We start from the raw sequence: 18,626 nt of genomic DNA, 5'->3' as shown, positions 1-18,626 counted from the left end.
TATTAGTTGACTGGAAAACCAGAGGCTAAATAGAATTTACATTTTATTTAGCCTCTATTTTTTTATTTTTAAATTGGGAGGAATATATAAATGAGACAAATAGCTATTTATGGAAAAGGTGGAATAGGTAAATCTACAACTACACAAAATTTAACTGCAGGTTTATCTGAAATAGGAAAAAAGATTATGGTAGTTGGATGTGATCCAAAGGCAGATTCTACAAGGCTGCTTTTGGGAGGACTTGCACAGAGGACAGTACTTGATACGTTGAGAGAAGAAGGTGAAGATGTAGATTTAAATTATATATTAAAAGAAGGCTTTAACGGTATAAAATGTGTAGAATCAGGAGGACCTGAACCGGGGGTAGGATGTGCAGGAAGGGGCATCATAACTTCCATAAATATGCTCGAAAGACTTGGTGCGTATACAGAAGATCTGGATTATGTTTTTTATGATGTTTTAGGTGATGTTGTATGCGGTGGCTTTGCTATGCCAATTAGAGAAGGAAAGGCAAAAGAAATATATATTGTAGCAAGTGGTGAAATGATGGCACTATATGCAGCAAATAATATATCAAAGGGAATAAAAAAGTATGCAAATAAAGGTGGAGTTAGATTAGGTGGAATCATATGCAACAGCAGAAAAGTGGACAATGAAAAAGAATTACTTGAAGCATTTGCAGAGGAACTAGGTACGCAGCTTATTTATTTTGTACCAAGGGATAATGTAGTTCAAAGAGCAGAAATCAATAAACAGACTGTAATACAATTTGATCCTGAATCAAATCAGGCAAGAGAATACAGATCCCTGGCAGAGGCAATAGAAAAAAATAAAAATTTTGTAATTCCAAAGCCAATGTCACAAAAAAAACTAGAAGAAATATTTTTAGCACATGGACTGGTAGAGCAGGTAGTATAAACAGAGTTCTTGGCATCAGATGGAACTTTAATTCCACCTGATGCTTAGAAATCGTTATCCAGGGACGTAGCTGCTCTTTACTCCCACTTGGAGGAGTGGGAGTATTAGAGCAGGTAGTCATCGGATAAAATAGTTTAATTTCAATTTTTATTTAGGTCAATTAGGGGGTAAAGTTAATGAAAATTAATCTTGATACTTCAGTGGTAAAGACTCGTGAACAGCGGCTTGGAACTATTATTGGGTGGAAAACTGGAAAAACTTCTGAACTTTCTAGAGATTCTGCTTATACATGTGCAGGATGCAAAGGAAACGGAGGAAAAAGATTGTGTGAGGCCATAGGACCTTTTACCCAGGGATCTAGTTGTAGTGAGAGAATGGTGGAGTGCCAGGCTGGTGAAGTGAGGGATGCAATTCTTATACAGCATTCGCCCATAGGATGTGGAACAAGCCAGATAGCTTGTAATTCCATATATAGAAATGGACTTGCAAATAGAAAATTACCTGTAGAAAATATGAAAGTAATCAATACTAATATAAAAGAGACAGATATGGTGTTTGGTGCCCTTAAAAAATTGGAACAGTCCATAAGAGATGCCTGGGACAGACACCATCCTAAAGCAATTTTTATTGCTACGTCTTGTGCTACAGGAATTATTGGGGAGGACGTAGATAGTGTAGCTGGCAAACTACAGGAAGAATTTAAAATACCTATTATTCCCCTGTATTGTGAAGGATTTAGATCAAAGCACTGGAGCACAGGCTTTGATGCTGCACAGCATGGTATATTAAGGCAGATAGTTAGAAAAAATCCAGGGAAAAAACAGGAGGATTTAGTTAATGTAATCAGTCTCTGGGGTAGTGATGTATTTAGCCCCATGCTGGCAGAACTTGGACTTAGAGTTAACTATGTGATGGATCTAGCAAAAGTTTCAGATTTAGAGCAGCTTTCAGAAGCTGCTGCTACTACCTCATTTTGCCATACATTATCATCTTATTTAGCTGCTGGCCTGGAAGAAAAATTTGGTGTGCCGGAGGTAAAAGCCCCCCAGCCTTATGGTATTGCGGGGACAGATGCTTGGATAAGAGAACTTGCAAGAGTTACTCACAGGGAGGAGAAGGCAGAAGTATATATAGAAAAAGAACATAAGAGAATAGCACCAAGACTTGAACAACTTAGAAAACTTTTAAAAGGTAAAAAAGGATATGCAGCTACAGGTTCAGCTTATTCCCATGGACTTATTGCAGTGCTTAAAGAACTTGGAATTCAAGTGGATGGATCTCTTGTGTTTCATCATGATCCTATATACGATAACAACGGACCTGGTAAAGATTCTTTGAAATTTTTAGTAGATAACTACGGTGATGTAAACAATTTTAGTGTAAGTAATAGGCAGCAGTATCAATTTTGTATATTACTTAAAAATATAAAACCGGATTTTATTCTTATAAGACATGCTGGACTTGCATCTCTAGCTTCTCGCATGGGAATTCCGGCGGCTCCACTTGGAAATGAGCATCATGCTGTAGGTTATCAGGGAATTTTAAATTTGGGAGAAACAATACTTGGAATACTTGCACATAAAAAATTTCATGAGGATTTAGCCGCACACATTAAACTGCCCTATACAAAATGGTGGTTAAGTCAAAAAGATCCATATGTACTTGATACAACTAAGAGGAAAAAATCAGTTTTATAAGATAGGAGTGAATGTAGTGTCTATTACTAAAACAGAAAATATAGATGTAAATGAAAGTTCTACAAAAACAAATTCAATTGAGCAGGTAAGGTATGGATGTGCTATTGGGGCTGTCCATAGTGCTTTTGCCATTCCAAGGGTAATTCCCATTGCTCATTGTGGTCCCGGTTGTGTAGATAAGCAAACTTCAACTATATCTTTTTATAATGGGTTTCAGGGCGGTGGCTACGGTGGAGGCTCAGTGATACCTAGCAGTAACATTTATGAAAAAGAAGTTATATTTGGAGGTGAAGATAAGTTAAGAAAACTCATTGAATCTTCTTTTAAAGTTCTGGATGCAGATTTATTCGTGGTTATGACAGGGTGTATTCCAGACACCGTAGGAGATGATGTGGGAGCTGTAGTAAGTGAGTTTCAAGATAAAGGTCTTCCTGTAGTATATGCTGAAACAGGAGGATTTAAAGGAAATAATTTTATAGGACATGAACTTGTTACAGAGGCCATCATTGATCAGTATGTAGGAGATTATAAGGGGCCTTTGAAAAAAGGACTTGTGAATGTATGGTCCCTTCTTCCATATCACAATACTTTTTGGAGAGGTGATCTTGCAGAAATTAAAAGAATTTTAGAGGGCGTAGGTCTTGAAGTCAATATTTTATTTGGGCATGAAAGCGGTGGCGTTTCAGAATGGCAAAACATTAAAAAGGCACAGTTCAATTTGGTGCTTTCTCCATGGCTTGGACTTAAAACTGCAGAGCATTTAAAGGAAAAGTATGGTCAGCCTTATTTGCACATTCCTACAATTCCTATAGGAGCAAAGGAAACTAGCAGCTTTTTGAGAAAAGTAGTGGATTTTGCAGGCATAAACAAAAATAAAGCAGAAGAATTTATTGAGAGAGAAGAAAGAAAATACTATGAATATTTAGAGGATTTTTCTGATTTTTATGCAGAGTATTGGTGGGGATTGCCAGCTAAATTTGCAGTTGTAGGTGATAGTGCCTATAATTTAGCGGTAACAAAATTTTTAATAAATCAGCTTGGACTTATACCTGCAAAACAAATTATTACTGATAATCCACCAGAAAGATATAGAGATCTTATTCGAGAACAATATAGGAATATAGCAGATGATGTTTCAATAGATGTAGAATTTGAAGAAGATAGCTATATAATTCATGATAAGATAAGAAAAACTGATTTTGGACATAAACCTCCTATTATTTTTGGAACTACTTGGGAGAGGGATTTAGCTAAAGAATTGAAAGGTTTTATAGTGGAAATAGGATTTCCAGCATCTTATGAGGTGGTTATATCAAAATCATATGTAGGTTACAGAGGAGCTCTTACTCTGCTTGAAAAAATATATACTACTATAGTTAGTGCCAGTGCTTAAATTTATATAACTGCCCCAAACGTAGTGATAAAAGTTTTGAATTCTCTGCAGCTTTAAAGCTCATCTGCTTGAAAGGTCCTAGTTCCTGCTTCTGGTTGAAGTAACTTGGAGGAAGATGAGAGAGGAAGTCATGTAACTACAGTAGATATAACCCTTTTTTATCAAATTTATTCTGTAAAAAAGGGTTTTTATTTAACTTTATTAATTTATCTGGGATATGATCAAATGCGGTATACTAAACATTATCACAATTCAATCATAAATAAAATGAGAGAAAAATTAGACGTTGATAAATGGATAATAATATTGTATAATTATAATAATTTAATATTATTCTTATCAAGAGTGGCGGAGGGACTGGCCCTATGATGCCCGGCAACCTGGATATAGTGAAATATATTCAAGGTGCTAATTCCAACAGGAATATATACCTGAAAGATGAGAGCTTAGAGGAAATTAATAACTTCTTGCATTTCATCTGCAGGAAGTTTTTTTATTTAGGAAATTTTATATTGGGGAGGGATAATAGTGGATAAAAAAAGACTCTGCCGGGGTATTTCAGAAAAGGATCTAGATAGATTGTTGGATATGTTAAAAGTAGTTAACTATGGATCAATAACTTTAGTTATTCAAGATGGTAAAGTTGTACAAATAGAAAAAAGTGAAAAAGTTAGGTTGGTATGATATATTTTTACTTCATATATAGATAAAGGAAAGTATGGGCTTTTAAATTTACAGATTAGATGTATAATATGATATAGAAATTATTACTATAATATTTTAGTAAAGGTTATGGAGCTGGTACTTGATGCAAAATTATTTTACAAATGCAGTTAATATAGCTAGGGATATATGTAAAATAAAACTTAATAAAGGTGATATAGTAGTGGATGCTACTATGGGAAATGGAAATGATACGGAACTTCTAGCAGAACTTGTAGGAAGCTCTGGGAAAGTTTATTCTTTTGATATACAGGAAACTGCCCTTCAAAATACAAAGGAAAAGTTAATGAAAAGCAATGTATCTGAATGGGTAAAATTAATACATGATGGTCATGAAAACATGGACAAATATGTAAAAGATAAAATAAATCTCGTTATTTTCAATTTGGGATATTTGCCTAAAGGGGAACATTCTGTTACAACAAAATCAGAAACCACACTAGTGGCACTTAAAAAAGCTTTGAATTTAATATGTAAGAATGGAATAATAATTTTAGTTGTATATTACGGACATAAAGAGGGAACGTTTGAAAAAGAAGAACTGGAGAAATATACAGAAAAATTAAATCAGAAGGAATATAACGTAATTAATTTATGTTTTACAAATCAGGTTAATAATCCGCCTATGATCATTGCAATTGAAAAGAGATAATTGTTTGACGCAAAAGGATATAAATGCTAATATACAATTAGTTTTAGGAGGCGATAGGTAATGGAAAAAATTGCAAGTTTTACAGTTAATCATTTAAAATTACAGCCAGGTGTTTATGTATCGAGAAAAGATAAGTTTAAAGATGTAGTCCTGACTACTTTTGATATAAGAATGACAAGACCAAATTTTGAGCCGGTTATGAATACAGCAGAAGTTCATACTATTGAACATTTAGGCGCAACTTTTTTGAGAAATCATAAAGTGTATGGATCTAAAACTGTGTACTTTGGACCTATGGGGTGTAGGACAGGCTTCTATTTAATACTAGAAGGAGATTATAAATCAGCAGATGTAGTGGATTTACTTAAAGAAATGTATAAGTTTATTGGAGATTTTGAAGGAGATGTACCTGGAGCAGCGGCAAAGGATTGTGGAAATTATTTAGATATGAATCTTTCTATGGCAAAATATCTGGCGAATAAATTTCTAAAGGAAGTTTTAACAAATATCACAGATAAAAACCTGAATTACCCAGACTAATGTTTGAAAATATATTTTAAACAAAAAATCAACTTATACTACGTATAAGTTGATTTTTAAGTTAGAATATATAGATAATTAACTCTACATGATCTATATGTAGAGACCCTAATTGAAATTTGAACTTTGTTCTTTAAAAATATTGCATAAGTTAACTTTCAGATTAGAGACCCCACATATGGGTAGTCTGAAGCTATTCACGCTGCTCAACTTGTAAAGAGGTATAATAAATCGTATAATATGAAATAGAAGTTTTTACAATATAGTAAATTTTAAACCAACATTGTTTTGTATTTAATAGATAAGGCATTTTCAAAAAAATAACTAGTCAGTATGCTAGCCTATTTTCTATCATACTGCGTCGGTAGAACCCTTAGATAGGATTTACTATCTGCGGAACCTGCCTCCTTGTTTGATAAAAAATATTCGTCGCATCTTTGACTTGTTATTTTCTTTCAAATGCCTAAAGACAAATATAATGATATTAATAAAGCATGAAAGGAAATAAATATGGGTAAAATACTGGTATTAGCTGAAAAGCCTTCTGTAGGAAGAGAAATTGCGAGGGTCTTAAAATGTCGTAAAAAGGGCAATGGATGGTTAGAAGGGGAAAAGTATATTGTAACTTGGGCTTTGGGCCATTTAGTTACTTTAGCAGATCCAGAAGCTTATGATGATAAATATAAAACTTGGAAGCTAGAAGATCTACCAATGCTTCCTAAGTATTTAAAGCTTGTAGTTATAAAACAAACTGGAAAACAATTTAATGCAGTAAAAGAACAATTAAATAGAAAAGATGTAACAGAAATTGTTATTGCTACAGATGCTGGAAGAGAAGGGGAACTAGTAGCAAGATGGATAATTGAAAAGGCTAGAGTAAATAAGCCTATAAAAAGACTTTGGATTTCTTCTCAAACAGATAAAGCTATTAACGAAGGCTTCAGAAATTTAAAACCTTCATCACAATATGATAACTTATATAGGGCAGCACAGTGTAGAGCAGAAGCAGATTGGATTGTAGGACTTAATGTTACAAGAGCATTAACTTGTAAGCATAATGCTCAGCTTTCAGCAGGAAGAGTTCAGACTCCAACTCTAGCTATGATTGTTCATAGAGAAGAGGAAATTAAAAACTTTAAACCAAAGGATTATTACAGTATAATTGGAAATGCCAATGGATATACTCTTCAATGGCAAAATGGTAATGGACATTTTAATACTTTTGATGAAAACTTTGCAAATAAAGTAGTATCAAAAGTTAATGGTCAAAATGGCAAAATACTTGATGTAATAAAAAGCGATAAGAAAAAATATGCACCAGCACTTTATGATTTAACAGAGCTTCAAAGAGATGCTAATAGACTTTTTGGTTACTCTGCAAAGCAGACACTTTCTATAATGCAAAGATTGTATGAGAATTATAAATTTTTAACTTATCCAAGAACGGATTCAAGATATATTTCAGCGGATATAGTGCCTACTCTGCCAGAGAGATTAAAAGCAATATCAGTAGGAAATTATAGCAAATTTGCCATGGAAATTATGAGAGGGAAAATAAGAGCACATAAGGGCTTTGTAGATGATAGTAAAGTTTCAGACCATCATGCTATAATTCCAACAGAGGAAAAAGTTATTCTTTCAAAGTTAAGTAATGAAGAAAGAAAAGTATATGATTTAGTAGTTAAGAGATTTTTAAGTGTTATGCTTCCTCCTTTTGAATATGTGCAAACAACTGTAAAGGCAGAAATTAATGGAGAAAACTTTGCAGCTAGTGGAAAGGTAATTAAATCAAAGGGATGGAAAGCTGTATATGATAAGAATGAAGACTTTGATGATAATGATGGGCTGCATGAAAATCAATTAAAGGAACAGGTACTTCCGAACTTAAATAGAGGAGATAGTATAAAGCTTACAGCAGTTAAAATGCATAAGGGACAGACTAAACCACCTGCAAGATTTAATGAAGGAACGTTGTTATCTGCCATGGAAAATCCACAAAAATATATTAACATGAATAAGGAATACGCAAAAACTCTTGGAGAAACAGGTGGACTTGGAACAGTTGCTACAAGAGCTGATATAATTGAAAAATTATTCAATACTTTTTATATAGAGAAAAAAGGTAAGGAAATAATCCCAACTTCTAAAGGAAAGCAGGTTGTGGAATTGGTTCCAGAAGATTTAAAATCACCACTTTTAACTGCAAAATGGGAAACTGACTTGAATCTGATAAGTAAGGGAAAACTAAATGATAAAAGCTTCATAGGTAATATGAGGAATTATTCAGTAAAGCTTGTGGAAGATGTAAAAGGAAGCCATGATAAATTTAGACATGACAATTTATCAGGAGCTAAATGTCCTGAATGTGGTAAATATATGCTTGAGGTAAATGGAAAGCATGGAAGAATGCTTGTGTGCCAAGATAGGGCTTGCGGCCATAGAGAAAATTTAGCAAAATTAACTAATGCAAGATGTCCTGAATGTCATAAAAAATTGGAACTTAGAGGACATGGAGACGGCCAAGTTTATGTTTGCATAAATAATAATTGTAATTTTAGAGAGAAGGCATCATCCTTTAATAAAAGATTTGATAATAAGCAAGGCAAGAACAGTAAAAGAGACGTAGCAAACTATATGAAGAAGATGAAAAAAGAAAGTGAAGTTCCAATGAACTCAGCTTTAGCAGATGCATTAGCCAAATTGAAGTTAAAATGATAAAGATTATTTTATTGTTTAGCATAATCAGAAAAATTAGTAAGTGAGGGATGTTATTATGGAAAACTTTATTTTTAAAAATGCTACAGAAATTATTTTTGGTAAGGATACCGAAAATCTTGTAGGAAGTAAAGTAAAGGAGTATTCAAAGTCAGATAAAATACTCTTTTGCTATGGGGGAGGAAGCATAAAAAGATCTGGTCTATATGATAGAGTTATAAAGTCCTTAAAAGAAAATGGAATTGAATTTATAGAACTTCCAGGAATTAAACCTAATCCAAGATTAGGACCTGTTAAAGAAGGTATAAGACTATGTAGAGAAAATAATATAAAATTTGTACTATCTGTAGGAGGAGGAAGTTCAGCAGATACGGCTAAAGCTATTGCTGTAGGAGTACCTTATAAAGGAGACGTATGGGATTTTTATACGGGCAAAGCTGAAGTGAAAGAGGCTCTTCCTGTAGGAGTTGTAATAACATTACCTGCTACAGGTACAGAATCTAGTAATAGTTCTGTTATTATGAATGAAGATGGTTGGTTTAAAAAAGGATTAAATACAGTACTTATAAGACCTGCTTTTTCAATTATGAATCCTGAACTTACTTTTACACTACCAGAGTATCAAACTGCTTGTGGTGCTTGTGACATTATGGCACATATAATGGAAAGATATTTTACAAATGTGAAACATGTAGATATAACTGATAGGCTTTGCGAAGCTGCACTTAGAAATGTTATAAATAATGCCCCAATAGTTTTAAAAGATCCCAAAAACTATGATGCTAGGGCAGAAATTATGTGGACCGGTACTATAGCTCATAATGATGTGCTTAGTGCGGGTAGAATAGGTGATTGGGCTTCTCACAAAATTGAACATGAATTGAGTGGGGAAACAGACATTGCCCATGGAGCAGGACTTGCAATTGTATTTCCTGCATGGATGAAATATGTATATAAACACGATATCAATAGATTTGTACAATTTGCAGTAAGGGTATGGGATGTAGATTTATCTTATAGTTCCTGCGAAGATATTGTACTTGAAGGCATAAGGAGAATGACAGCATTTTTCAAGAGCATGGGGTTACCTGTAACTTTAAAAGAAGGAAGTATAGGAGAAGATAAAATTGAAGAAATGGCTAATAAGTGCACGGATAATGGAACTAAAACTGTAGGACAATTTGTAAAATTAAATAAAGATGATATTGTAAAAATATTAAATTTAGCTAAATAATATTGAATTAAATTGCATTAAAAATGGTATGGTATATTTTATTAAAATATACCATACCATTATTGATATACATGTTATATTAATAACTTATTAAGCACAATTAATAGCCTTTTCTATAGCATAGTTATTTTCCTTTTCTATATGACGCATACTGCAAAATATATTGCTGCACCTTGAACAGCAGTGGTCATCTCCATTTACAGATATGCTTGCGTCGGCTCCATAAACGTAAGTTAAGGATTTATGAGGATATACACAATTATTTACCATCTTAACATTGTGAAATTCGGCATCTTTCAGTTTGCTTAAAATATTATTTTGATACTCTAATTCTATTTCTCCATCGCCAGGAGCTACTTTATGAGTAATACCTAAATTTATTTTAGAAGCTTTGCTGCATATAATATGATGTAGTTGAGAACTCATGTTGAATAGGTAATTACTAGACATGGAATCTAGTAGCAAGGCTTCATAAAAGTTGCCGTTTTCAAACATTTCATTTATTTTATTAGTGCATTTTTCTCCTAAAGTTATTAGACAATATATTGTAAACTTGCATTTGGATAACATATTTAAATTAATACTTTCATCTTTTTCTTCCATCTTAAAAATTCCCAGTGGATTTGAATGATCTTTTAGTATAGGTAGTAAATTTTTGTACATCTTATCTAGGTCATTATATTGAGGCATTTTACCATAAGATTGCACCATCTTTATAACCCTATCCTTATTTAATTGAAACTTAAAATTAGAAATTATATTCATTTGCCTCACCTCACATTTATATCTAAATTTCATAACTATATTATATTAAAATGTAAGGCTAATTGCAAGCAAAAATATGAATTTATTCATATTTTTTTTACCAAAAATATCATCCATCCAATTCACGATAGATAATATCATGTAAAATAACACTTTTGACTGATTTTAATCAATGCTAAAAGTCCAATTATAGTTCCAATAAGGAATATGATGGACTTGGACTTGCATATTTAACTTTTACTCAACTTTAGCACATATAAAATTTTGAATTAATATAAAATATTGCGAAGCAACTTTTCAGAGGACAATTGACAGAGGACAGAGGACAATGAAGGTGAGTTTTCCTCTGTACATCAGAAAACTAATTTATTTTTAAGCTTGTTTTGCTAAAGCAAGATATCGCTTAAGTAGGTATCTAAAATGTATGATTTTCAGATAATTACTTACTAAAAGAGCACCAATTAAAAATAAAAGAACATAAGTTTCTTTCAAATTGAAGATTTTTCGTAGTATAGCGGAGAAAAATCATCCTTAACTGTCCTCTGTCCTATAGTTAAAAGATTTTCATGTATAAGTTGAATTAAAATGAGGAATTATATAATAGATACCAGAGAAATTATTGAATAAAGCAAAAAAATTCAATTCAAAAAATATAAGCATATTTTCTAATAAAGATAAAATAGCAAGGATTATTTTACAATGTTATAAAAATACCTATTATTTTTTATAACAATTTTATTAAATGATATTGAATTATACAAAAAATGATGATATGATTAATAAAATATTCATTTTAAAAATAATTTATTATTCATTTTATTTATAAGGGGGAGATACTGTATGAAAAATATTTTTAGAACCAAGCCTATTGAAAGTCTTTTAGCAGAGACTAAAGGAAAGGATGGCTTGTCCAAAGTATTAGGCTCTTTTGAACTTACTATGCTAGGCATAGGCGCAATTATAGGTACAGGTATATTTGTATTAACAGGAATAGCAGCAGCAAACTATTCTGGACCAGCACTTGTAATTTCATTTATTATAGCAGGACTTGCTTGTGGATTTGCAGCACTTTGCTATGCAGAGATAGCAGCAATGGTTCCTGTAGCAGGAAGTGCATACACTTATGGTTATGCGGCACTTGGAGAATTTTGGGCCTGGATCATAGGGTGGGATTTAATTCTTGAGTATGCTTTTGCAATTGGCACAGTTGCAATTGGATGGAGCGGCTACTTTACTAGTATTGTAGCTGATTTGGGACTAAAACTTCCAACAGCTATTACAAAAGCACCTTTTGAAGGCGGACTAATAAACTTACCTGCAGTAGCTATACTTGTAGTAATAACAGGCATATTGGTAGCAGGTGTAAAACAAAGTGCAACTACAAATAATATAATAGTTGCTATAAAGTTAGCAGTAGTACTTTTGTTCATAGTATTAGGCGTTAGCCATGTTAATACTGCAAATTGGCATCCATTTATGCCTTATGGATGGAAGGGAGTTTTCTCAGGAGCATCAGTAATATTCTTTGCTTATATAGGATTTGATGCAGTTTCCACTGCAGCAGAAGAAGTAAGAAATCCACAGAAGGATTTACCTAGAGGAATTATAGCATCTTTAATAATATGTACTGTGTTATATATTGTAGTATCAGCCATATTAACAGGAATGGTTCCATATCTGAAATTTAAAGAAACAGCAGCTCCAGTAGCTTTTGCACTTCAGCAGGTAGGAATAAATTGGGGATCAGCTTTAGTTTCAGTTGGTGCAATTTGTGGACTGACTTCAGTTTTAATTGTTATGATGTTTGGTCAAACTCGTATATTATTTGCAATGTCAAGGGATGGACTTTTACCTAGAGTATTTGGACACGTTGATCAAAAGTTCCATACACCTGTAAAAAGTACTTTACTCGTTGGTATTATAACTATGATTGTAGCTGGATTTACACCAATAGGCGTTGTTTCTGAATTGACTAACGTAGGTACACTAGCAGCATTTATAATAGTGTCTGCATCAGTTATAGTTTTAAGGAAAAAAGAACCGGATAGGCCTAGGTCATTTAAAGTACCATTTTCACCAGTTACACCTATTCTTTCCATGGCAGCTTGTGCTTTCTTGATATATAATCTGCAAAAGATAACTTTGGTAAGATTTGCAGTGTGGCTTGTTATAGGACTTGTATTATACTTTGTATATGGGTATAAACACAGCACTGTAAATGGAGATAATTCAATTGATGAAAATGCTGTATAAAGATATATATATATAATTTAATATTAGTTTAATATTAGGTGGAGTTTAGCTCCACCTAAAAAACTAGGTATAGTAAATTTACTATACCTAGTTTTTTTACTGTTGTTATACAAAAGATATATAACCAATAAAGAATATAAAAAATTCACAAACTGTATAGAACAGTATAAAATAAATTTATTTTTTAAATATTCAGATAAATACAATTCATAAATAAATTGTATAATCTATGCATTTTGCATAATTGAATAAACTAAAAGTATGCATTTCAATGTATAAATGCATATTAAATAATTATAAATATACACCCATTAAAATTATTAAACATTAAAAAAATATATGTAAAAATCATAAAATAATATTGAATTGTATAAAAAATGGTGGTATTATTAATAATAAATTCATTTTTAGAAATAATACTGGCATGACATTATAAAATGACAGTGTTGTTTTTCAGTTAAATTTAGGGGGGCAATTGACGTATGAAAAATATTTTTAGAACAAAACCCATCGAAAGTCTTTTGGCAGAGACTAAGGGAAAAAATTCCTTAGAGAAATCATTAGGAGCTTTCGAACTTACTATGTTAGGTATAGGGGCGATAGTAGGTACAGGGATATTTGTACTGACAGGAATAGCAGCAGCAAAATATTCTGGACCAGCACTTGTAATTTCATTTATTATAGCAGGACTTGCTTGTGGATTTGCAGCACTTTGCTATGCAGAGATAGCAGCAATGGTTCCTGTAGCAGGAAGTGCATACACTTATGGTTATGCGGCACTTGGAGAATTTTGGGCCTGGATCATAGGATGGGATTTAATTCTTGAGTATGCTTTTTCAGTTGGTACAGTTGCAATTGGATGGAGTGGATATTTTGTTAGTATTTTAGGCGATTTAGGTATAAAACTTCCGAATATTATTACAAAAGCACCTTTTGAAGGCGGACTAGTAAATTTACCTGCAGTAGCCATACTTGTAGTAATAACAGGTATATTAGTAGCAGGTGTAAAACAAAGTGCAGCTACAAATAATATAATAGTTGCTATAAAATTAGCAGTAGTACTTTTATTTATAGTATTAGGTGTTAGACATGTTCATCCTGCAAATTGGCATCCATTTATGCCTTATGGATGGAAGGGAGTTTTCTCAGGAGCATCAGTAATATTCTTTGCTTATATAGGATTTGATGCAGTTTCCACTGCAGCAGAAGAAGTAAAGGATCCAAAAAAGGATTTACCTAAAGGAATTATAGCATCTTTGATAATTTGTACTGTATTATATATTGCAGTATCAGCTATATTAACAGGAATGGTTCCATATCTGAAATTTAAAGATACAGCAGCTCCAGTAGCTTTTGCACTTCAACAGGTAGGAATAAATTGGGGATCAGCTTTAGTTTCAGTTGGAGCAATTTGTGGATTGACTTCAGTTTTAATTGTTATGTTATTTGGTCAAACTCGTGTATTGTTTGCAATGTCAAGGGATGGACTTTTACCTAGAGTATTTGGACAGGTTAATCAAAGATTCCATACACCTGTAAAAAGTACTTTACTTGTTGGCATTATAACTATGATAATAGCTGGATTTACACCAATAAGTGTTGTTTCAGAACTAACTAATATAGGTACACTAGCAGCATTTATAATAGTATCTGCATCAGTTATAGTTTTAAGAAAAAGAGAACCGGATAGACCTAGATCATTTAAAGTTCCATTTTCACCGGTTACACCTGTTTTTGCTATGGCAGCTTGTGCTTTCTTGATATATAATCTGCAAAAGGTAACTTTGGTGAGATTTGCAGTATGGCTTGTTGTTGGACTTATAATATACTTTGTATATGGGAATAGTCATAGTGTTATGAACGATGAAGATTTTGCAAGTACACAAGATGCAGCAAAATAATTTCTGCTTATCAGACCATGTTTATATGGTCTGATTTTTTAACAACCTAGGTATTCATGTATATTTTTGAATTTATTTTCTAAAAATTTAAAAAAGCTATTGACATTTAAAAAATAAGATAGTATTATTAAAATATATACTAAATGTGAAAGTGTAATTAAATTGAAAATTAGATAGTAAAAATGAGGATAGGGAAAAGTAATTGGTGAAAGATTTCAAAGAGAATGAGGTTAGGTGAAAGCTCATAAATTATTAGCTAGTGAAAATCACCCTGGAGTTGTTTAACTGAAATATAAGTAAGTTATACCGGCAGAGCCGTTAATTGAATTAAGTAAAAAATTGGGTGGTACCGCGGACCAAACTTCTCGCCCCAGAGGGGAGAAGTTTGGTCTTTTATATTATATAAATATAATATAAAAGGTGTAATTCTAACTTAGCTAAGTAAATAAGTGTAAAAAAAGAATAAATAAGTATGTGAAAAAAATAACAAGCAATCTATTTTTTAGTCTAACTAAGTATAAATTATTATATTATTTGATAAAATAATTGATTAATATATAAATAAAAGGGGGACTTAGATATGAAAATAAAGGGAGCTGAAGTACTATTAAAATGTATGATGGAGCAAGGTGTAGATACTGTATTCGGATATCCGGGAGGAGCTGTTTTACCTATTTATGATGCACTATATGCTGCTAAGGGAAAGATAACTCACATATCGACTTCACATGAACAAGGGGCTGCTCATGCTGCAGATGGATATGCAAGATCTACAGGAAAGGTAGGAGTTGTAATTGCAACATCAGGGCCGGGAGCTACTAATACGGTTACAGCAATTGCTACAGCTTATATGGATTCCGTACCTATTGTAGTATTTACAGGACAGGTTGCGAGAAGTCTTCTTGGAAAGGATTCTTTTCAAGAAGTAAATATTAAAGATATTACTGCATCCATAACTAAGAAAAGTTGCATTGTAGAAAAGGTAGAGGATTTAGCTGATACTGTAAGAGAGGCATTTCAAATTGCAGTTAGTGGAAGACCAGGACCTGTAGTAGTAGATATACCTAAAGACGTACAATCAGCTGAAGTAGAATATGAGCCTTTTAGAAGTAAGCTTTCTGAAATTAAAGAAAAGAAATATTTTAATTTAAATGAGTATGGAGACAGTTTAAATAAGGCAATAGATATGATAAATAGGAGTGAGAGACCTGTAATTTATTCAGGTGGAGGAACTGTCACATCAGGAGCTCAAAATGAATTGATGGAACTTGTAGAAAAAATAGATTCACCAATTACCTGTTCACTTATGGGAATAGGAGCTTTCCCGGGAAACAATGAATATTATATGGGTATGGTTGGAATGCATGGAAGCCGTTGCTCAAATTATGCAGTAAGTAATTGTGACTTATTAATAGCTATAGGAGCTAGGTTTAGTGATAGGGTTATAAGCAAGGTAAGTGCCTTTGCTCCAAAAGCAAGAATAATACACATAGACATTGACCCTAAGGAGTTTGGCAAAAACGTGGATATAGATGTAGCAATAAAAGGAGATGTAAAAGAGGTACTTCAAAAGATTAATTGCAAGTTAGAAAAGGCCGACCACAGGGATTGGATGGAGAAAATAAAACAGTGGAAAAGTGAACAGTGTGAACCTTTTAAAGAATGTAAATTAAGTCCTAAGTTTATAATGGATACCTTGTATAATCTTACAGGAGGAGAATGCATAATTACTACAGAAGTTGGCCAAAATCAAATTTGGACTGCACAATATTTTAAATTCTTAAAGCCAAGAACATTTGTATCTTCAGGCGGACTTGGAACTATGGGCTTCGGACTTGGAGCTTCTATAGGAGCATCTATGGGTAATCCAGGGAAAAAGGTAATAAATGTAGCAGGGGATGGGAGCTTTAAAATGAATTCTACAGAGCTTGCTACTGTTGCCAAATATAAGCTCCCTATTGTACAATTGCTTTTAAATAATCGTGCATTAGGCATGGTATATCAATGGCAGGATATGTTCTATGGAAAGAGGTTTTCAAATACAGAACTTGGACCAGATGTTGATTTCATGAAACTTGGAGAAGCGTATGGTATAAAGACTTTTAAGATAGAAGACAATAGCCAGGTAGAGAAATGCTTAAAGGAAGCTCTTGACTTAAATGAACCTGTAATTATAGAATGTGATATAGATAGGAAAGAAAAGGTATTTCCTATTGTACCTCCGGGAGCGGCTATATCAGATTTAGTAGAAGAGTAAACAGAGAAATAAAAAATGGGGACATTTGTTTGACCCCATTTCTTTTACGTTTTAAGCTTTTTTTACTACCCTACCTTGAAATAAGCTATAACAGTACATAATCATACAGGTTATATAGGAATTTACTATAGTCATAAGAAGAGCCTCAATTATTCTAGGTATCCATAAGAACATAAAGCCTTTGGCAATGAGAGCAGGAGTAAATATAAGCAATATATAAGTATTTATAGTGCATATTAAAATTCCAGATATACCAATTGCAATTATTAATTTAAAATAATTGTTATTTACAAAATCATAGGATTTTACCATGCTTTTCTTAATAAATACATTTATTATAAATATAATAACGCCTATAGCACCTATTAACATAAGTCCGGTACTAAGGTATTGAGATTTTTTTCCTAAAGATGATAGCAGTTGTCCTAAAGTAGTATGATATGCAAATTTCATTATGATAAAATTAAAAAAACCTACTACTAAGAGCAATCCAAAGAAAGCAATATAACAATTCCTTACTTTATATTCTTTAGCATTTTTAATATATCTCCATATAAGTGCAGGCAAAATACCAGCTGCTATATTAGTTATAGTAAACAAAGGGATGTATCCACCCATAGGTCTTATTATATAGCCAAGTATATCGATTAATCCACCTGAAATTCCCCCATATAATGGTCCAAATAATATACCAGGCATTATATAACATATGGCGTCAAAACTTATTCTCATAGTGAGTATGCCACCTGCAGCTATTGCTATAGAAAACGATCTCAAAACAACTGCGACGGCAACAAAAACAGCGGTAGTAACAAGAAATTTTGTGTTCATTCTACTTTTCATACTTTTTACCCCCAGTGTTATAATATTAAATTAATTTACACAGAGCAAAAAATCTACATAGAAACACCTCTTTTCTCTTTAATGTAGTCACATTAAAGAGAAAAGAGGTAAGTACAAAATCTCTTTAATGTAACAGCGGAAGCAATATCACATCATAAGCTTTAAATTATAAAGTAAAATTATTTAAGCTTTTCGTTTAGAGACAACCTCCCATTCTCTAACACTTTACGCGTAATATTTACTCTGCTACCTTTGTCTTAATTATACAAAATAATTCCATTATTGTCCACACATTTTGTATAATTTCTAACTTTTCAAAATATTACTTTTATTCAATTAAATCCAATACATCTCTATAGACTAAAACATTTGATATACCAGCATAATATCTTATTATTCCATCGATTACTGTTATAGGTGGTTCAAATCCTTTTTTTATGGTATCCTCTACTTTTATAGATTCTTCATTTATAGGAGTGTTTTTACCTAATTCTATAAAGTGAATATCTACATTTTCCTCCATATGATTTATAGTTAGAAAATTTATTAGATTGTAGTATAAGTCTAAGGTTCTTACCTGTATTGTTTTGCTGCCATTAGTAGATTTACAGCCTTCACATTTTCCAGAACAAGCACTGTGTTTGTTATTACAGCGATCACCAGTTATTATAGCATCCTTATTTCCATATATATTAATTTTAATTTTTGAACCCATAGTTTAAATTCCTTCCTAAT

At 32.5% G+C, this 18,626-nt stretch carries 14 protein-coding genes, 2 riboswitches and 1 other annotated feature; of the genes, 11 read left to right on the top strand and 3 right to left on the bottom strand.

Going from position 1 to position 18,626, the window contains the following annotated elements; all coding sequences use genetic code 11:
* Positions 1–90: 90 nt before the first annotated feature.
* The 8 genes from nifH to CLAU_RS01920 all read left to right on the top strand — a co-directional run bounded on the left by nifH (position 91) and on the right by CLAU_RS01920 (position 9,872).
* The gene (nifH, locus tag CLAU_RS01955) at positions 91–918 is read left to right on the top strand and encodes a nitrogenase iron protein (RefSeq protein ID WP_013239001.1); all 828 of its coding nucleotides are present in this window, start codon (positions 91–93) and stop codon (positions 916–918) included.
* Positions 919–1,094: 176 nt separating this feature from the next.
* On the top strand, positions 1,095–2,615 hold the full coding sequence (locus CLAU_RS01950; protein ID WP_023161825.1) for a nitrogenase component 1: 1,521 nt from the start codon (positions 1,095–1,097) through the stop codon (positions 2,613–2,615).
* 16 nt (positions 2,616–2,631) lie between these two features.
* Positions 2,632–4,008 (top strand): nitrogenase component 1, encoded by a 1,377-nt coding sequence (locus CLAU_RS01945; protein WP_023161824.1) that lies wholly within the window; start codon positions 2,632–2,634, stop codon positions 4,006–4,008.
* 333 nt (positions 4,009–4,341) lie between these two features.
* Positions 4,342–4,453, top strand: a riboswitch (SAM riboswitch).
* Positions 4,454–4,533: 80 nt separating this feature from the next.
* The gene (locus tag CLAU_RS19870) at positions 4,534–4,692 is read left to right on the top strand and encodes a YezD family protein (protein ID WP_081442060.1); all 159 of its coding nucleotides are present in this window, start codon (positions 4,534–4,536) and stop codon (positions 4,690–4,692) included.
* A 124-nt stretch (positions 4,693–4,816) separates the two neighbouring features.
* Positions 4,817–5,383, top strand: a complete 567-nt coding sequence (gene mnmM / locus CLAU_RS01935) for a tRNA 5-(aminomethyl)-2-thiouridylate-methyltransferase MnmM (RefSeq protein WP_013238997.1) — start codon at positions 4,817–4,819, stop codon at positions 5,381–5,383.
* 60 nt (positions 5,384–5,443) lie between these two features.
* Positions 5,444–5,923: an S-ribosylhomocysteine lyase gene (locus CLAU_RS01930; RefSeq protein WP_013238996.1), complete on the top strand. Its 480-nt coding sequence runs from the start codon at positions 5,444–5,446 to the stop codon at positions 5,921–5,923.
* 510 nt (positions 5,924–6,433) lie between these two features.
* Positions 6,434–8,638 carry a DNA topoisomerase III gene (locus tag CLAU_RS01925; RefSeq protein WP_013238995.1) on the top strand — a complete coding sequence of 735 codons (2,205 nt, stop codon included), beginning with the start codon at positions 6,434–6,436 and terminating at the stop codon, positions 8,636–8,638.
* A gap of 58 nt (positions 8,639–8,696) precedes the next feature.
* Entirely contained in the window at positions 8,697–9,872 is a 1,176-nt protein-coding gene (locus CLAU_RS01920; RefSeq protein ID WP_013238994.1) for an iron-containing alcohol dehydrogenase, read from the top strand.
* A gap of 90 nt (positions 9,873–9,962) precedes the next feature.
* Here CLAU_RS01920 and CLAU_RS01915 read toward each other — a convergent pair whose 3' ends face one another.
* Positions 9,963–10,637 carry a Vitamin B12 dependent methionine synthase activation region gene (locus tag CLAU_RS01915; RefSeq protein ID WP_023161823.1) on the bottom strand — a complete coding sequence of 225 codons (675 nt, stop codon included), beginning with the start codon at positions 10,635–10,637 and terminating at the stop codon, positions 9,963–9,965.
* 840 nt (positions 10,638–11,477) lie between these two features.
* Between CLAU_RS01915 and CLAU_RS01910 the strand changes: the two genes are divergently transcribed.
* The 3 genes from CLAU_RS01910 to ilvB all read left to right on the top strand — a co-directional run bounded on the left by CLAU_RS01910 (position 11,478) and on the right by ilvB (position 17,048).
* Positions 11,478–12,890 (top strand): branched-chain amino acid transporter BcaP, encoded by a 1,413-nt coding sequence (locus tag CLAU_RS01910; protein ID WP_023161822.1) that lies wholly within the window; start codon positions 11,478–11,480, stop codon positions 12,888–12,890.
* 482 nt (positions 12,891–13,372) lie between these two features.
* On the top strand, positions 13,373–14,791 hold the full coding sequence (locus tag CLAU_RS01905; RefSeq protein WP_023161821.1) for a branched-chain amino acid transporter BcaP: 1,419 nt from the start codon (positions 13,373–13,375) through the stop codon (positions 14,789–14,791).
* A 176-nt stretch (positions 14,792–14,967) separates the two neighbouring features.
* Positions 14,968–15,167, top strand: a binding site (T-box leader).
* Positions 15,168–15,371: 204 nt separating this feature from the next.
* Positions 15,372–17,048: a biosynthetic-type acetolactate synthase large subunit gene (ilvB, locus tag CLAU_RS01900; RefSeq protein ID WP_023161820.1), complete on the top strand. Its 1,677-nt coding sequence runs from the start codon at positions 15,372–15,374 to the stop codon at positions 17,046–17,048.
* A gap of 51 nt (positions 17,049–17,099) precedes the next feature.
* Here ilvB and CLAU_RS01895 read toward each other — a convergent pair whose 3' ends face one another.
* Positions 17,100–17,891, bottom strand: coding sequence for an ECF transporter S component (locus CLAU_RS01895; protein ID WP_013238989.1), 792 nt, complete (start codon positions 17,889–17,891; stop codon positions 17,100–17,102).
* Positions 17,892–18,022: 131 nt separating this feature from the next.
* Positions 18,023–18,139: riboswitch (THF riboswitch) on the bottom strand.
* An 80-nt stretch (positions 18,140–18,219) separates the two neighbouring features.
* Positions 18,220–18,606, bottom strand: coding sequence for a hypothetical protein (locus CLAU_RS01890; RefSeq protein ID WP_013238988.1), 387 nt, complete (start codon positions 18,604–18,606; stop codon positions 18,220–18,222).
* Between the last annotated feature and the right edge of the window lie 20 nt (positions 18,607–18,626).

It is taken from the genome of Clostridium autoethanogenum DSM 10061, assembly GCF_001484725.1.
Taxonomy (GTDB): Bacteria; Bacillota; Clostridia; order Clostridiales; family Clostridiaceae; genus Clostridium_B; species Clostridium_B ljungdahlii.
Note: the sequence above shows the minus strand (reverse complement) of the source record. Positions and strands in the feature narration are given on the sequence as shown.

What these genes read in the sequence shown, in the direction of transcription:
- nifH (WP_013239001.1), top strand. Translation starts at nt 91, where the DNA reads ATGAGACAAATAGCTATTTATGGAAAAGGTGGAATAGGTAAATCTACA.
- CLAU_RS01950 (WP_023161825.1), top strand. Translation starts at nt 1,095, where the DNA reads ATGAAAATTAATCTTGATACTTCAGTGGTAAAGACTCGTGAACAGCGG.
- mnmM (WP_013238997.1), top strand. Translation starts at nt 4,817, where the DNA reads ATGCAAAATTATTTTACAAATGCAGTTAATATAGCTAGGGATATATGT.
- CLAU_RS01930 (WP_013238996.1), top strand. Translation starts at nt 5,444, where the DNA reads ATGGAAAAAATTGCAAGTTTTACAGTTAATCATTTAAAATTACAGCCA.
- CLAU_RS01925 (WP_013238995.1), top strand. Translation starts at nt 6,434, where the DNA reads ATGGGTAAAATACTGGTATTAGCTGAAAAGCCTTCTGTAGGAAGAGAA.
- CLAU_RS01920 (WP_013238994.1), top strand. Translation starts at nt 8,697, where the DNA reads ATGGAAAACTTTATTTTTAAAAATGCTACAGAAATTATTTTTGGTAAG.
- CLAU_RS01915 (WP_023161823.1), bottom strand. Translation starts at nt 10,637, where the DNA reads ATGAATATAATTTCTAATTTTAAGTTTCAATTAAATAAGGATAGGGTT.
- CLAU_RS01910 (WP_023161822.1), top strand. Translation starts at nt 11,478, where the DNA reads ATGAAAAATATTTTTAGAACCAAGCCTATTGAAAGTCTTTTAGCAGAG.
- CLAU_RS01905 (WP_023161821.1), top strand. Translation starts at nt 13,373, where the DNA reads ATGAAAAATATTTTTAGAACAAAACCCATCGAAAGTCTTTTGGCAGAG.
- ilvB (WP_023161820.1), top strand. Translation starts at nt 15,372, where the DNA reads ATGAAAATAAAGGGAGCTGAAGTACTATTAAAATGTATGATGGAGCAA.
- CLAU_RS01895 (WP_013238989.1), bottom strand. Translation starts at nt 17,891, where the DNA reads ATGAAAAGTAGAATGAACACAAAATTTCTTGTTACTACCGCTGTTTTT.
- CLAU_RS01890 (WP_013238988.1), bottom strand. Translation starts at nt 18,606, where the DNA reads ATGGGTTCAAAAATTAAAATTAATATATATGGAAATAAGGATGCTATA.